Below are 15,675 nucleotides of genomic sequence, written 5' to 3'. Positions count from 1 at the left end.
TGATAATACCCACAACATCGTTTTATGGGAATGCCCAAACCGGCGCTACTTTGTCAACTCCTCCTGTTGTTGTTTACCTGTTGTCTATGCCAGGTAAAAGGGCAGGACCATGCCCGGCCCAAAGTGACCATCGTCGGCAAGGGGCTTAGCCTCAGGTACATCTTTTCCCAGATCGAAAAACAAAGCCCTTACTACTTCAGCTATGATCCTGCAATAGTCAACATACACCAGGTTTTGGACGCTGACTTCAGGAACGCCGCCGTGCCGGACGTACTCAATGCCGTACTGAAAGGTCTTTATACCTGGAAGCTGGACGATCGCTCCATCAATGTAATGAAAGCCCCGCTGGCCATAGGCCCCCGTATGCAACCCATGGAGCTGCCCGATACACCTGCACTGATCATGGGCCGGGTATTGGATGAAACGGTCATTATCGGCTACGGCACCACCACCCCGCGCTTCAATACCGGGAATGTTACCACCGTCAAAGGCGACTTCATTGCCGGCCAGTCAGGTACCAACCTGCTCATGGCCCTGCAGGGCAGGGTACCCGGTATGCTCATTACGCAAACGGGTGGTGTGCCGGGTATGGCCATGAAAGTGCAGATCCGTGGGCAAAACAGCCTGGTAAATGGTACGCAGCCACTGTTCATTGTGGATGGCATTCCCTATAACCCCGTCCTGAACGGCGGACTGGGTTCGCAGATCTGGGGCGACAAGGCCTCTGCCTTCAACTTTATCAATGCCGAAGATGTGGAAAGCATCGAAGTGCTGAAAGATGCGGATGCTACTGCCATCTACGGCTCGAGAGGCGCCAACGGCGTCGTGCTCATTTCCACCCGCAAAGGCCAGCCGGGAAAAACACAGCTGAACGTCAATGTGAGCCGGGGCTTCGGGAAAACATCCCGAAAAGTAAAATTGCTGAATACCCAACAATATATCGCCATGCGCCGGGAGGCTTTCCGGAATGACGGCGTCAGGCCTACGGAAAGGAATGCCCCTGACTTACTGAAATGGGATACCACCCGTTATACCGACTGGCAGCAACAATTGACAGGAGGAACTGCATCTGTGACCAATGCCCAGGCATCCGTATCCGGAGGGAACAAGCACTTTCTATATCTGCTGAGTGGTCATTACCGGCGGGAAAGCACCGTCTTCCCGGGCCCATTCGGAGACACCCGCGGCGGCATCCATTTCAGTACCAGCACCACCACCGCCAACCAGCGCTTCCATGCCACTTTTACGGGCAGTTTCCTGGCCGATAAAACATCTTTACCTGGTCTTGATCTCACCAGCCAGATCATGCTGCCGCCCAATGCGCCTGCGGTATACCTGGAAGACGGCAGCCTGAATTACGGCTGGCTGAATCCCTACATTGCCCTGGTAGGCCCGCTCTTTGACGCGCATGTAAAAAATCTGCTGGGCAACCTCGGTTTGCAATACCGGCTGCTGCCTGGTCTTGTGTTCAAGACCGCCATGGGCTATAACTGGCTAATCGGCAGATCGGAGACCATCCTTCCAATCGAGATGTATGCCCCGGATCTGCGGAAAGGCAAAACCGGTTCCCTGCATAAATACGATTATGACGCCATTTCCCGCATTATTGAGCCCCAGTTGAACTACGAGCTCCAGGCAGGGGCATTGCGGCTGCAAATAGTGCTTGGAGGCACGGTGCAGGGCTATGACGAAACCCGGGAGAACATCAATGGCGATGGTTTCAAAGACGATCGCCTGATCAGGAATATCCGCTATGCAGATACCGTATATGGCGCAACGGAAGGCGCAGCTTACCGTTATGCTGCCTTGTTTGGCAGAACAGGATTGAACTGGAAGAACCGCTACCTGTTGAACCTCAGCCTACGCCGCGATGGCAGCAGCCGTTTCGGCCCACGTAAACAATATGCAGTATTTGCCGCTGCGGGCGCAGGATGGATCTTTACAGAAGAACCTTTTATGTGTCACCTGCGGCAGGTGCTGAGTTTCGGTAAACTGCGAATGAGCTATGGCACCACCGGCAATGACCAGATAGGCGATTACCAGTACCTCGATAAGTATGAGGAGGTGACAGGAACTTACCAGGGCGCAACAGGCCTGAAGACCAGCCGCTTATTCAATGCCGATTTTGCCTGGGAGCTGACGCAGAAGTCGGAAGCAGGCCTGGAACTGGGTTTCCTGGACGATAAGATCCTGTTCTCTGCCAGTCATTTCATTTACCGCTCTTCCAATCAGCTGGTGGCTTACCCTTTACCGGATATCACTGGCGCCGGCAGCATCATTGGCAATCTGCCTGCCGTGATCCGGAATACGGGTTGGGAGTTTACGCTATCTACCCGCTGCATCCGAAAGCAGCAATTTGAATGGGCGTCCGCATTCAATATCTCTTTTGGCCACAATAAACTGGTACACTATCCTGATCCGACCATTCCCTTCCTGGGAGGTAACGGATTTGTGGAAGGGGAGCCTTTGTCGCAGCGTTATGTAGCCACCTCCATGGGGGTGGACCCAGCTACCGGCAGTTATCTCTTTGCGGATGCCAACCAGAAACCGGTACCGGCTGAGAAAGCTGCAGAAAGGTTGTCGGTGAACAGTGTACCGGTATTCTTCGGTGGCTGGCAGAATAGTATGCGGTTGGGGCGTTTCCAGCTGGAAGTGCTCCTGCAGTTTACAAAGCAGGAGGGGATCAATACGACTTTTGATCCCAGCTATATGCCGGGATTCCAGCAGAATCAATACACGGAGGTACTATCCCGGTGGCAGAAGCCGGGCGATATCACCGACCGCCAGCGGTATACACAGAATGGCGCCCTGCGGGAAGGGTACAAGAAGGCCATTAAAAGTGACCTTGGTTATGAGGATGCTTCATTCGTCCGTTGCCGCTATGTGGAGGCTGCCTGGTTATTGCCGGAGAACATGCAACAGAAACTACGCCTGCATGACAGCAGGGTGTACCTGCAGGCACAGAACCTGTTCACCCTGAGCAGCTATAAGGGCCTGGACCCCGAAACGCAGTCACGGACAGCCATTCCTCCTTTGAGGGTGTTATCTGCCGGATTGAAAATATCGCTTTAAACTGTTTGGGAATGCGATGGAAATTATTATTGCTCCTCTTCCTGCTGTTGGGCGGCGCTTGTCGCAAACTGCTGGACCCCGGCGAGCCGGTGGATGGAGACAGCGCTGGCTCCATCTATCAGTCTGATGCCCGCGCTGCCGCCGTGCTTACAGGATTGTTCTATAGTATGAGCAATGAAGGGGCGTTTATGGGAGAAAAGGGCTTGTCCTATCTATGTGGTCTCTCGGCCGATGAGTTCCTGCTGGAACAGGAAGATGAATTGCCCCGGGCCATGTATAGAAACCAGGCCATGCCCGACAATATGCCGGTATGGAGGTTATTGTACCAATACATCTATCAGTGTAATGCCGCTATTGAAGGACTAAGCGCTTCCAACCGCCTCACGCCTGCCATTAAACAGCAATTAACAGGAGAAGCAAAGTTTGTCAGGGCTTTTTGTTATTTCTATTTGGTGAACCTTTTTGATGAAGTGCCATTGGTCACCGGTACTGATTACAAGGTCAATGCCAGCATGGGCCGTACGCCGGTGGTGAAGGTCTATGAACTGATCGTACAAGACCTGGAAGATGCCGCATCGCTGCTACGGCCGGACTATGTACAGGCAGATATCCTGTCTGCAAGCCCCGAGCGTGTACGGCCCAACAAATGGGCTGCTACCGCTTTACTGGCCAGGGTACAGCTGTACCGGAACAATTGGCAGGCGGCGATCGCCGCGGCAACGGCCCTTATTGACAATAAAGCTGTTTATGATACGGTGCCATTATCAAAGGTGTTCCTGAAAAACAGCAAAGAAGCCATCTGGCAAATACAACCAGTGAATAAGACTTTGGTAGAAGATGCTATGCTGTTTGTACAACAGCGTCCTGTTGTTGCCGCGGCGTCCTTTATGCAGACCCTGGAAAAAGATGACCTCCGAAAGCAATACTGGCTAGCTGGCGCCACAGATCCTTATCCTTTCAAATACAAGGCTACAAATGCCACTAAGCCGCTCACGGAATACCTCATGGTATTACGTTTGGCAGAGCAATACCTGATCAGGGCAGAAGCCAGGTTGCATTCGGCCGACAAGGAGGGTGCATTGAAAGACCTGATGGTGGTGCGGCAGCGGGCGGGTTTGCCTGCGCCGAGGGTCAATGGTACAGGTCCACTGCAGGATGTTATCCAGCATGAAAGACAGGTAGAACTATTCTCCGAATGGGGGCACCGCTGGCTAGACCTTAAACGCACCCATACTGTCAATACGGTCATGAAGGCTGCTGCTACAGCTAAAGGAGGCGACTGGAAAGCCTATCAGCAATGGTATCCTATTCCTAAAAGCGAGCTATTGTTAAACCCAAATCTTACACAGAACGAGGGGTACCAGGAATAAACGGTGTCTCTCAAGTCCGGTATTTTGTTCCTAATTCTTTTCCATTTTAGTCTTCCTACCTTTAATTCAAACGCATTATGTTATGAAAAAGGCCAGGATTATTTTAACAATGATCGCCTTGTCTGCAATTTTGGTGGGGACAATGTCATTCAGGGCCCAGCGGCGGGGACTTACGAATCTCTTTTATCGCACTACGGGCGATTTCTTTCAGAACGGCGCCTCCAGGAACCTGACCTATGCCGCAGAAGCACCCTACCGTACTTTCCGTACAGATATCTGGGAGATGCCTGTAAATGTTGTTACCCCTTTGTATACAGGCACCACCCAATCTACTACTACCATCGGTGGGGCTTTTTATTTCATTACGGTAGTAACAGGTTCTCCCTGGCCTACCTGGCTGGGCATCTATGACGACAACGGTCAGTGAGTCTTCATCCAATCGGGCATCGGTGTACCTTTCAGGTAGTGATCGAAGAACTGTTGCTGGCGGATGCTAAAATCCAGTTTCTGCGGGTCGCGAAACAACTGGTGACCTTCATTCCTGTACTGGATCAGCCACACAGGCCTTTGCAATCGCCTTAAAGCAGTGAACAGTTCTATACTTTGTGCGAAGGGTACGGCATTGTCATTATCGTTATGCAGCAACAGCAGGGGAGTATGTATTTTGTCTGCATGGACGATGGGGGAGTTTTTCAGGTATAGCCCGGGTCTGTCCCATGGGGGAACACCCATGTTATTTTGTCCCTGTTCGTATAAGTGCTGCATGGCAGTACCGGCTATTTTCCTGACGGCTCCATAGCCACTGAAAAAGTCAACCGGGCCGGCACTGGCCTGTGCTGCCGCGAAGCGGTGGCTGTGGCTGATGATATAGTTGGTGATATATCCACCGAAACTATGTCCCTGCAATCCCATTCGCTGCCGGTCTACCCAGGGAAAGGTGGAGAGGTACTTCGCTGCCCTTAAAACTGCCTTAGCTGCGCTTTTGCCGGGATGTCCCTTTTGGGTGCGGATGTCAGGAATACATACAATATACCCATTGCTGACGTATGCCGGCACATTCAGATTGCCCTCACTTAATGCAGGGGGCAGGTACCTGTGCAGGTAATCTTCGCTGCGCTCATAGTAGTGAAAGATGACCGGGTATTTTTGCTTGGGATCGAAATTCGCCGGTTTGTACAAGAGTCCCGCTTTCGTTAATTCTACTGTCAGCCAGTTATAATCTTTCTCCGGCCGGATATGGGAAACAGGTGTAAAGCGGATAAAATCATCCGTCAGTAATAAATTCGGCGCTGCGGTAGCCTGCATGCGCTGCAACAGGTAAACAGTGGTATCTTTTGCTTTTACAGGCTTGTATTGATCCAGAGGATATTGCGGCCAGTAATATAAGGCATCATCCATTATACCAGGCGCTAAGCTGTTATAATGCCATCTCCGGAAACCATTTTGCTTTGTTTTTGTATCAAAGGCGAGGAATACGCCGGGGAACAGCAGGCGGAATCGGGTATGCTGTCGTTTGCCATGTGTCAGATTCATGGCAGGTTTATTCCCGGTAGGATCTACCTTCCAGACATCATCAGCTGTATGGATAAAAAGAATGCTGTCGCCCGCTGTCCATTGTGCCACTTCTACCCCTTTTAATACATCGCGCGTCTGCCCTGTAGCTATCTCATAGCAACAGATATATTGACTGGATGGATCGAGCCAGGTCATGAACCTTTCCCCGGGTGAAATGGCTGGCTGGATCAGCAACTTTTCTTTGTTGGCGGTGATGGTTTTCCCTTCGCCGCTTTGTGTGTCTACAAGATAAAGCGTGGAGATCACTGCTTTGTTCCAATAGTATTCCTGGTAATTGAGATTGTTTTGGGTAATGATATACCTGCCGCCATCCTGGTAGGCGATCTGTGTACCGGGTGTATTGACTGGTAGCACCTGTCCATCTTCGAGGTGGATGCTGATGGTAGTGGAAACGGGTGGAGCTGTTTGCAGGTAGTAATCCTGGTAATGCCAGATCTTGATCTGCTCCTGTGCCGGCGTTTGTGCAGGTAATAACTGGCAAATGATCCGTTTTCCATCCCGGGAGATCTGTAATGGGCCCATGCAACTGTCATGTAATATCCTGGTCGTATCCATCTCCCGCTGATAATACCGGAGCGTATGCCCCTCAATAAACGCGAGTTGTTGCCCATTGAAGGCTATCTGGCTGACCGACCCTTCATAGATAGTTTTGCTGCCACCAGTATGCAGGTCTATCCAGCTAAGCGCATGGGATTGTTGCAGGATGAGCTGATGTTGGGCTACTACATAAGTAGTAACATCCCGCAGGTAGCTCATACTATCTGAGGTGAAAATGGCCAAGGTATCGCCCGGCAGCTGGAACAGAAAGCTGGCGCCTGAAAAGGCTGGATTGAAGCCATGCGGGAATTCCCGGTGCAGTTGGTCATCTGCCGAGCGCAAGACCAATATATCGCCTGTTGCCGGGGAGCCGTACTGGTACCAGAGGTATCGGCCATCATCCCGTAAGCCGTAGTTCGGGGAGAGTCTTGTCCAGGTACGATAACTATCATTGGTAATAAGTGCTTGCCGGGACCATGCCATTAAATGGCAGCAGAGCAGGAGCGGGATCAATATGGGGCTGGTGGTTAACACACGTGTGTTTTAAATGCAGTTTAAATTAGCATTTAACCAGTAATTTTAAGCGCTTTCAGAAATATTCTCTATCTCCAAACCTGGCTATTGGCCCGGCCATATAAATTCCTGCATATGATGAGAATGCATTTTAAGAGATATGTCTACCTGGCGATGTTCACCATGCTGCTGCAGTTTATTGTATTCAAGTATTGCTATCCCTATCCCAACTTCATGCAGGATTCCTACAACTACCTCCGCAGCGCCTACACTAATGCCGATGCGAATATGTGGCCGGTAGGTTATGCGAAACTGATCCGCGCTGTTGGTTTTTTTACCCATTGGGATACGGCCCTGATCTTTGTGCAATACTGCTTTTACCATATCTGTGCACTCTATTTCTTTTTTACCCTGCTGGATCTGACCTCCGTAGGCAAATGGCCCCGCAGGCTGATCTTCGCCTTCCTGTTCTTAAACCCTGCTATCCTTTACCTGGGCAATTATGTAACCAGCGATGTCTATTTTATCGGCATCAGCCTTATCTGGATCTCCCAGTTGTTCCGGTTGGTGTATCAGGCTTCCAAGTGGTTACTGGCTGCACATTTGCTGGTGTTGCTGCTGGCCTATACCGTCAGGTATCATGCATTGATCTATCCGGTAATCAGTATCACCGTAATCGTCTTCTGTCCTTTTAGCGTACGGGTTAAAATAGCCAGTGGATTGATCATGACCGGCATGATCGGCGGCTTTATGCTATACACGACCTGGCAATCTGAAAAAGTGATGGGCACCCGCCAATTCTCCGCCTTCAGCGGATGGCAGATGGCCAATAATGCCGTACATGCCTACGCGCATATGCCCGAACGCCCGCCTTTGCAGGTACCTCCGCAATTTGCAGCCATACACAGTAAGGTGAATGCGTATATAGACTCGCTGCAACACATTCCCATGTCCCAACGTCCCGATGGCCCCCTGATGGCTTTTTACCTCTGGGATGCCACGTCTCCCTTACAACCTTCTCCCGGTGCTGTAAATATTGCAGATAATGCTGCGCATCTGCGCCAGATGGCGGCTGTGGCGCCATTGTATAATGATTATGGCAAATACCTGATCAGCCAGCACCCTGCGTCCTATTTCCGGTATTTCCTGCTGCCGAATTTCTTCCAGTATGCCTATCCGCCTGTGGAAAACCTGGGTGTGTACAACGATGGTCGAGATACGGTGTGGCCGGTTGCACAAACCTGGTTCCGCTATCCTTCCAATAAGGTCTATACCCGTTCCAATCAAAAAGAGCTGGTCCTCTTCGATTACTATCCTGCATTGATGGTCTTCATTATGCTCTTATTCATTTCCGGATGGATCGCCTATTACAGGGTATCCGGGCCTTCCTTTGCAGATATGAAATTCCGCAATGCGCTAAGAATAGGCACCTTTTACTGGATCGTACACTATGGATTCAGCGTATTAGCCTCACCGGTGGTGCTGCGGTACCAGTTGTTCAATATGATATTGGGTGTGGTGTTTGGCGTGTTGTTGTGGGAGCTGGTGTTGCAGGCAAAAATGAAGACGAACAAACTTCCCAACCCCACATGAAATATTTTTTAAAAAAAACTTCCCTCTCGTTCATCCTTTTTTACCCCTAAGTATAGACTATATATAGTGGGGGATATAAAACCAACTATATGAACGATAAATTGAACCGCGCTTCAAAGAGGGGGAAGCGAACCCAGCATGGCACGTCAAATACAATACTGATCATTACATTATTGCTCATTCCTCTCCTGCAGCAGCCTGTGTCCAGCCTGCGGGGATCTGTCAGGATCATTTTTGAACAGCAGCAGACGGGCGGCCAGGATACACCACCGCTCACCATCCACGTGCAAGTAAAGGACGAATTGATTCCCATAGGCTGTACCACACTACTGATGTTGGCTTTTTTCTATGTAAGGAAAAGGGAGAACGCCTTACAAGACGACAACCAGCTGAACGCTGATACGGTGATGAGTGACGATGAGGTGCTGGCTGCCTGGAACGAGGTGAAAAAGCGGCTATTGTCCGATGATGATGAGGCTTAATTCCGTTGAACGGATATCTTAAAATTATAATATTCCTCTACACTGGCAATCATGGTGTCAGTATCCAGGGCTACTGCGGCGGCTATTTCGCTGAAGTCGCGGTCCTGCTGCATCAGTAGTTCGAATGCTTTCATCATTTTCAGCATATGGCTGCATTCCTCCAGTGTGACGGCAAAGGTGTTCAAAAAGCCGGTGGCCAGTTCTCCTTCCGGAATTTCATACATCCAGGATATTTTGTGGATATCATAGTAAATGTTTGAATGTGTCTTCATGTACTCAAAGATCCTGTGGTAGACATCATAGGTATCTACATCGTCAATGAACATGGATTTGTCTTCAATGGCATACTGGCGGCAGAAGATGTTGAACAGGTCGGTGCAGCAGCGTTCCAGGTATAGGGTGGCCTCCTGCCTGAGGTAACGGCAGGTCAGCATCTTTGTTACCAGCAGGTTGCTAAGGGCATTGATCGTATAAGGGTGCCTGTTGATGGCCTGGTTGCCGGAAGATATTTCATTAAGGCGTTGGAGCATAGCCGGATGATCTTTTGCCAGCTGGGAGATATGTTCCGGTAGTATGTTGATATTAAGTGAGACGGTTTTCGTGCCGGCTTCCAGGGGAAGATAACTAAGCCCCGGACTGAGGTGAAAAAGATTGCAGGTGTCTTCTTCCAGCAGAAAAGGGGAAGAATGTGGCATCCTGATACTGAGATTACTTTCAAAGAGGTAGTGTAAGGTATATAGCGGGAATGGTACGAATGGACAGATCACCTGGTCGCGGTAGGCCATGATGTCGTGTACCCACAGGGAAAATTTCCCCAGTTGCAGATGTTGCGAAAGGATCTGGACATTGGCCTGCTGCCAGCAGTGGATGCCGGCATAGGGTAGTAATAGTTGCAGATATTCCTCGGGTATTCGTGCCGCATTGGTGTCTGACGAGCGCTTACCTTCCAATGGTAGCAACTTGGCATCTCCTTGTGATAGGGGTGACATTTTAATGGAGGTTTGGAGTATAACAGTCAGGGTTGTGCAATGGTTCGTTTTTTTACTTCTTCCTGCAACATTAATTTAATGGAAGCAAACGGGAACAGGCCTGGTTTGTCTTCCCAGAGCCAGGAATAGATCTCTGTGGTGACCGACCATGCCGCAGCGGGGTCTTTCAGGCGCAGGTAGGCATCCACGAATACACGTTGGCGGTGAGAGATGAATAATAGTTCCAATGCTTCTATATCACCTTTACGGATCCTGTTTAATAAGAGTCGTTCTTCAGCGGTGGTTAGTTGACGGCCCATGATTGAGAGAAATGTGTAATGTACTATCCTTGTCGAAATAAAATATAAACTTACTATGTGAGGGAAAGACCACTCCACTATTGAGAAAGGTTTCAATGGAATTACCTCTCACCAGTTCCCTGTCAACAAAGCGCGATGTGTCTACCTCCGCCGGAACATCTATGCTAACCGGGTAATGATAGCAGTGTTCCATTACATTGGCCAGGTCACGCAGTGTAGCTTTGGAACAGAGATACCGACCCTGCCGCCAGAACGATACAGTATCTTCGTTAAACCTCGTTGTGCAAATGCGGCTGCCTTTCTTCCAGCTCGCAGCAAAACCCGGCTCCAGGCGGGTGGAATCCTGCCCGTTCTCTACTTGGACACTGCCTTCTTTCAGTGCTACCTGTATGCCACCCTGTTCTTCCGTATTTACATTGAAGGATGTTCCCAGCACTTTCACTTTACCATCATGTGGTAAATCTACAATAAACGGTCTTTGGGGATCGTGTGTTACATCTATGAATGCCTGTCCGCTAATGGCAATTTCGCGTCGGGGGGCAGTATTGCCAAGGAAAAATGTGATGGAGGTTTTCGGGCCGGCATAGAGCGTACTTCCATCGGATAGTACTACCTGGTAATTTTCACCCCTTGCGGTGATGAGCGTTGCCTTCTCAAACTGATGTATGCTGCCATGAATATAGGCTGTGTTGCGCAGCGGGCCGGATGACAGGTTGGAGATCTTATTATCGTTTATCTGATCCATCCTGATAAAGCTTCCGTCTCCGAACATCAGTACAGGGTATTTATATATTGCTGCTTGCAGATCTACTGATTTTTTTGATATGTCTGCCTGTTGCTGTTGTTTATAAAAAAGAAAAATTGTGGCGAGGACAATGAATGCGATGATAACAGTGCCGGGACCCCGGAAAGAGCGCTTCTTTGTTTTATTTTTTTGATTTTCCAGCTTTGTGAGTGCTCTTTCTATTGGTATTTTTTCATCCAGCGCACCCTGCATATCTCCTTCTGTCAACAGCCGGATGATTTCAAGGCGAAGCGCCGCCGCAGTGGCGTCTTCCTGCACGAGTTCATTGAGCATGGCAGCATCTTCCGGTGTGATGTTGCCCAGCAGTTCATCAATTACCAACTGTGTTATCTGTTCCTCGTCCAATGGATAATATATTTAAAATGTAAAGCTTCCTTATCAGATAAACACTATAACAAAAATATCTTAAGCGAATGGCACTCGCGGAGGCGTTTACGTGCTTCCAGAATGTATTTAGTTACCGTCTCGGGACTTACTCCCAATGCTGTGGCAATATCCTGTCTCTCTTTTTCCTCAAAATAGGAAAGTTCTATTGCCTTTTTTAGCTGATCGGGTAGTGAGCGTAATGCCGCCTGTAAGGCAGCCCGCAATTCCGCCAGTTCCATCCGGTTGGTGGCCGGTACATAATCTGGTACATGAGGCTCATACTTTTTGCGCAATGCCTCCTTCCTGTTTGCTATCGCATACTTGGTCATGCAGCGGTAGCGAACGGACTGTTCCAGGTATGCTTTTACACTTGTTGTAATGGTGAATTCCTGCTCCCTGTTTAAGAGTGACAGGAAGACATCGGTAACGGCTTCATCTGCTGCATCCCTGGTTGGTGATTTGGTACGGGCAACCAGGAGCAGTGGTGTGTAGTAACGTGTGTACAAGAGGGCGAGGGCCTGCATGTCGCCGTTCATTATCTGGCCGACAAGTTGAAGATCAGTTATTGCATTCTCTTTTGGATCCATTTTATGTTAGTTTTAAAATGAACATGGTTGGTTGATCGGCAAATTATCGAATGATTCTTCCCTGGCAGTTAATAACTAGTTAATTAAAAAAAATGCCTGAACAGGCACGAAGAATGAGACCGTTTTTGATACTAGTGTAAAAAAGGCGGTAATAATTTCCTATAGATGCGCTGCAGCAATGCAAGCGTTTAGATACCTGTACTTAATCCTATGAATATCCTTTGGGTCTGTATTTGTTTAACAAATAAAAAATCCGGGAATGACCAAATCTACCCTTACCTGCAGCCAGCTTATTGGAGGCATTGTCATAGGTTTAATATGTTTCTGTGCCGTAATTAGTTCGAGTGCCCAGGCTCCGGAGCAGCATATGAGTGTATCCTTTCACAAGGACAGCATGCGTTTGAGGGAAGCCATTGATTCGATAGAGAAATGGACTGGTTATATTTTCCAGAATAAGAATTGTATCGATCCTAAGTGGGTCATATTCGTGGGATATAAGCACATCTCTGTCCCTGAGCTCCTGGAGATATGGTTTAAAGATAGTCCCGTAGAATACTCCATTGAAGGAAAGTATATTGGCCTGAGAGCAAGGGAGACTGAAGCCGGAAAAACAGCGGTGATTGCCAAACTGCATGGAATTGTCAGCGACAGGACCGGGCGCCCGATAGATGGTGCATCTGTAAGGCTGAATAATGCTGAAAGCGGCCCCAAAACAGACATTAACGGGTACTTCTCATTGTTAAATGTGAAGACCGGTGTGCCTGTAAGCATCAGTTGTGTGGGACGTATTACCCTCGATACCATCGTACCTGGCAGCGGGGTATTAAATGTCATGTTACGGGAACAGGCCAATAGTGTGACGCTTGTTGAAGTGACAGGCGACAAACTAAAGAAGCCCAAACGTGTGGATACTACGCGTCATTTTCCGGACATAAAAGATATTACAATGACGACGCAGGTCAATATGCTAGATGGCCTTAGCGGGGAAATTCCAGGCGTGATATTACAACGGCCGACCGGAAGGGCGGCGGGCGACAGAGCTATGGAGATAAGAGGTCCTACCAGTTTTGACAGGAACAGCCAGGCTTTGTATATTATTGACGGGGTAATGATAAATCCGGAATTCAAAGGAGGAGAAGGCACCATGAGCCAATATAGTTCCACGCTTTCCTATCTTCCAACAGCCGCTATAGAAAGGATCGTTGTGTTAAAAAGTGCCATTGCTACTGCCATGTACGGCGCCAGGGGGGCTAATGGTGTCGTATTGATCTTCACAAAGAGCGCTGTCCACGCAGAAAGAACACATATCATGGCAGATGTTGCCTGTGGTTTCGGAGGGGTGCCGCGGCGGGAGCCTTTGTTAAACACGGGTGGATACCTTCAGCTGCGGCGGGATGCCTGGCAAAATGATGGCTTGCCGCCTACAAACGGCAAAGCCCCTGACATACTAATCTGGGATTCGCTCCGGTATACTGATTGGCAGAAAGTACTGATAGGAAATATCGCTCAATACCGGGATGCTATTGTCACTGTTTCCGGAGAAAGGTCTGTTGTCCAATACAGGATAAGTGGAACCTATAGCCAGAATACTACTGTGTATATGCGGGAAGACAATAAGTACGGTGATTATAAATATGGCCTGCATGGCAGCGCTAATATAAAACTGCGTGATAGCAGTCTCCTTGTTTCCCTGACAGGACTGGCAAGTGTCAATAATACCGGCTTACCCGGCACGGACTATACCGCCGGTATTACCTTACCTCCTAACGCGCCTTCGTTGTTTAGCAACGGGAAGATCAATTATGCTGTGAACAACTCCATTGTTTCCATGCCGGAGTTTGCGGGTAGCGTCTCGAATCTATTCGCTACTGCTAACATCAGCTATCTTCTTAAAAAGAATTTGAGTTTTACGCTCATGACGGGTCATCACTGGATGGGAGCGCAAAATACCTCTATTATGAACATTGCCAGGCGGGGAGAAGAGCGGGGAAATTTAACGGCATCTTCAACTGAGAACAATTTTCGCTCCTACACCTTTGTTGTCGAACCTTCAACGCAGCTTAACCTGCTTTATGACCAACACAAGATGACGCTGAACCTGGGTGCAGTTTACAACAGTATGCATACCAGCAATACCACCGTCGATGCTGCCGGGTTCCTGCACGATCAGGATATGTTGAACTATGAACTGGCAAAGACAGTCGTACGTACGCCTTTCACTAACCGCTACAAGTATGCAGGCGTATACACGCATGTGAATTATGCCTGGAAAGAGAAATATACGCTGGAGCTTATTTTCCGGGTTGATGGCAGCAGTCGGTTTGGAAGGGATGAGCAGGTAAACAAATATGGAGGTGGGGCAATAGGCTGGGACTTCGGACGGGAAACTTTTATACGGCATGCATTGCCTGCGCTCAGTTACGGCAAAATGCAGCTGGGCTGGTCGGCCACCGGCAATGATCAGATTGCTGACTACCAGTATGCAGGAAGCTATCAGCCTGCGGGTAGTTACCAGTCTGTAGAAGGCCTGATAGCGGCCAAACAGCAGAACCGCGCGCTAACGGGTGGCATGACTTACAAGAAAGACATCACTTTCAATATGGGTTTCTTTAATAACAAGTGGGAGATCGAAGCAGCATACTATAGTAATAGCTCAAGACATCAGCTGGTGGAATATCCTTTACCCGATATGGCAGGCGGCGGAACAATGCAGCAGAATATGCCGGTGGCAATCAGGAACAGTGGTATAGAGCTGACACTGAATGCAAAGCTGGTCGAGCGGACGCCCTGGAGCCTGGCCATACGTTTTAATGCGGCCAGGGGCGCGAATATGCTACTCTCTTTCCCTGGCCTGATGCCTGCGCCTGCTGGTCAGACACAGTTGAAACGCCCTTTGCGGGAGCTGTTTTACTACGATTTTGCGGGTGTTAATCCAAAGAATGGAGAATATGTTTATCGGAACAGGGCTGGCGATATGGTGAGCGCTGATGCGCTGACTGAAAATGACCGGACAGTGGCCGTTAATATTTCTCCGCGGTTGTATGGCGGTTTTGGCTTCACCTGTACCATCTATAATTTCGAGCTGTCCTGCTCCGGGCAATATATGAAGCGGATGGCGGAGAACGCCATCATTGATAAACAGCACATACCGGGTACCATGTGGAACCAGAACGTTTATGTTGCCGGCCGCTGGAGAAGGATAGGTGACAATGCGCAGGTACAGCGAGCCTCACAGGCATCTTCGGCGGAAGCAGACTTTAAAAAGTACCTGAACAGTACGGCTATCTTCATGAATGTATGGTACATCCGTGTAAACAATATTACTGTTGCCTGGAAGAATGGAGAGCAAGGGAAATACAGGATCTATTGCAATATCAGCAACCCTCTCACATTTACCAATTACCGATCCCTGGATCCGGAAACCCTCAGTAGAACGGTGCTGCCATTTTTGCGTACCATCAAAATAGGAGCACAATATTTATTTTAA

Annotated in this window: 11 protein-coding genes; 6 read left to right on the top strand and 5 right to left on the bottom strand. The window is 49.1% G+C overall.

The window, feature by feature from the left end:
- Nucleotides 1–24 precede the first annotated feature (24 nt).
- From MYF79_RS00400 to MYF79_RS00390, 3 genes are all read left to right on the top strand, one after another.
- Nucleotides 25–3,072 carry a SusC/RagA family TonB-linked outer membrane protein gene (locus tag MYF79_RS00400; protein WP_247812014.1) on the top strand — a complete coding sequence of 1,016 codons (3,048 nt, stop codon included), beginning with the start codon at nucleotides 25–27 and terminating at the stop codon, nucleotides 3,070–3,072.
- Between the two features lie 11 nt (nucleotides 3,073–3,083).
- Complete coding sequence (locus tag MYF79_RS00395; RefSeq protein ID WP_247812013.1) at nucleotides 3,084–4,442, top strand: RagB/SusD family nutrient uptake outer membrane protein; 1,359 nt, start codon at nucleotides 3,084–3,086, stop codon at nucleotides 4,440–4,442.
- Nucleotides 4,443–4,524: 82 nt separating this feature from the next.
- The gene (locus MYF79_RS00390; protein WP_247812012.1) at nucleotides 4,525–4,869 is read left to right on the top strand and encodes a hypothetical protein; all 345 of its coding nucleotides are present in this window, start codon (nucleotides 4,525–4,527) and stop codon (nucleotides 4,867–4,869) included.
- Here MYF79_RS00390 and MYF79_RS00385 read toward each other — a convergent pair.
- Nucleotides 4,863–7,088: a prolyl oligopeptidase family serine peptidase gene (locus MYF79_RS00385; protein ID WP_247812011.1), complete on the bottom strand. Its 2,226-nt coding sequence runs from the start codon at nucleotides 7,086–7,088 to the stop codon at nucleotides 4,863–4,865. The genes MYF79_RS00390 and MYF79_RS00385 overlap by 7 nt on opposite strands.
- A gap of 114 nt (nucleotides 7,089–7,202) precedes the next feature.
- Between MYF79_RS00385 and MYF79_RS00380 the strand changes: the two genes are divergently transcribed.
- Together MYF79_RS00380 and MYF79_RS00375 are read left to right on the top strand one after the other, a co-directional pair.
- Nucleotides 7,203–8,660: a hypothetical protein gene (locus MYF79_RS00380; protein WP_247812010.1), complete on the top strand. Its 1,458-nt coding sequence runs from the start codon at nucleotides 7,203–7,205 to the stop codon at nucleotides 8,658–8,660.
- Between the two features lie 89 nt (nucleotides 8,661–8,749).
- The gene (locus MYF79_RS00375) at nucleotides 8,750–9,142 is read left to right on the top strand and encodes a hypothetical protein (protein ID WP_247812009.1); all 393 of its coding nucleotides are present in this window, start codon (nucleotides 8,750–8,752) and stop codon (nucleotides 9,140–9,142) included.
- Here the strand turns inward: MYF79_RS00375 and MYF79_RS00370 are convergent.
- From MYF79_RS00370 to MYF79_RS00355, 4 genes are read right to left on the bottom strand one after another with little or no spacing between them, the layout of a single operon-like run.
- Nucleotides 9,139–10,131 (bottom strand): hypothetical protein, encoded by a 993-nt coding sequence (locus tag MYF79_RS00370; protein WP_247812008.1) that lies wholly within the window; start codon nucleotides 10,129–10,131, stop codon nucleotides 9,139–9,141. The genes MYF79_RS00375 and MYF79_RS00370 overlap by 4 nt on opposite strands.
- A gap of 26 nt (nucleotides 10,132–10,157) precedes the next feature.
- Complete coding sequence (locus MYF79_RS00365; RefSeq protein ID WP_247812007.1) at nucleotides 10,158–10,430, bottom strand: hypothetical protein; 273 nt, start codon at nucleotides 10,428–10,430, stop codon at nucleotides 10,158–10,160.
- Nucleotides 10,405–11,580, bottom strand: coding sequence for a FecR family protein (locus MYF79_RS00360; RefSeq protein ID WP_247812006.1), 1,176 nt, complete (start codon nucleotides 11,578–11,580; stop codon nucleotides 10,405–10,407). Before MYF79_RS00360 ends, MYF79_RS00365 begins: the two co-directional genes overlap by 26 nt.
- Before the next feature lie 44 nt (nucleotides 11,581–11,624).
- A complete protein-coding gene (locus MYF79_RS00355) occupies nucleotides 11,625–12,188 on the bottom strand; it encodes an RNA polymerase sigma factor (protein ID WP_247812005.1) in 564 nt (187 codons plus the stop codon).
- Nucleotides 12,189–12,447: 259 nt separating this feature from the next.
- On the opposite strand from MYF79_RS00355, the gene MYF79_RS00350 reads away from it, so the two are divergent.
- Nucleotides 12,448–15,675: a SusC/RagA family TonB-linked outer membrane protein gene (locus tag MYF79_RS00350; protein WP_247812004.1), complete on the top strand. Its 3,228-nt coding sequence runs from the start codon at nucleotides 12,448–12,450 to the stop codon at nucleotides 15,673–15,675.

Source organism: Chitinophaga filiformis, assembly GCF_023100805.1.
Classification (GTDB): Bacteria; Bacteroidota; Bacteroidia; order Chitinophagales; family Chitinophagaceae; genus Chitinophaga; species Chitinophaga filiformis_B.
The sequence above is the reverse complement of the archived record's forward strand: the minus strand, read 5'-3'. Positions and strand labels throughout refer to the sequence as shown.

What these genes read in the sequence shown, in the direction of transcription:
- MYF79_RS00400 (WP_247812014.1), top strand. Translation starts at nt 25, where the DNA reads ATGGGAATGCCCAAACCGGCGCTACTTTGTCAACTCCTCCTGTTGTTG.
- MYF79_RS00395 (WP_247812013.1), top strand. Translation starts at nt 3,084, where the DNA reads ATGCGATGGAAATTATTATTGCTCCTCTTCCTGCTGTTGGGCGGCGCT.
- MYF79_RS00390 (WP_247812012.1), top strand. Translation starts at nt 4,525, where the DNA reads ATGAAAAAGGCCAGGATTATTTTAACAATGATCGCCTTGTCTGCAATT.
- MYF79_RS00380 (WP_247812010.1), top strand. Translation starts at nt 7,203, where the DNA reads ATGATGAGAATGCATTTTAAGAGATATGTCTACCTGGCGATGTTCACC.
- MYF79_RS00375 (WP_247812009.1), top strand. Translation starts at nt 8,750, where the DNA reads ATGAACGATAAATTGAACCGCGCTTCAAAGAGGGGGAAGCGAACCCAG.
- MYF79_RS00370 (WP_247812008.1), bottom strand. Translation starts at nt 10,131, where the DNA reads ATGTCACCCCTATCACAAGGAGATGCCAAGTTGCTACCATTGGAAGGT.
- MYF79_RS00365 (WP_247812007.1), bottom strand. Translation starts at nt 10,430, where the DNA reads ATGGGCCGTCAACTAACCACCGCTGAAGAACGACTCTTATTAAACAGG.
- MYF79_RS00355 (WP_247812005.1), bottom strand. Translation starts at nt 12,188, where the DNA reads ATGGATCCAAAAGAGAATGCAATAACTGATCTTCAACTTGTCGGCCAG.
- MYF79_RS00350 (WP_247812004.1), top strand. Translation starts at nt 12,448, where the DNA reads ATGACCAAATCTACCCTTACCTGCAGCCAGCTTATTGGAGGCATTGTC.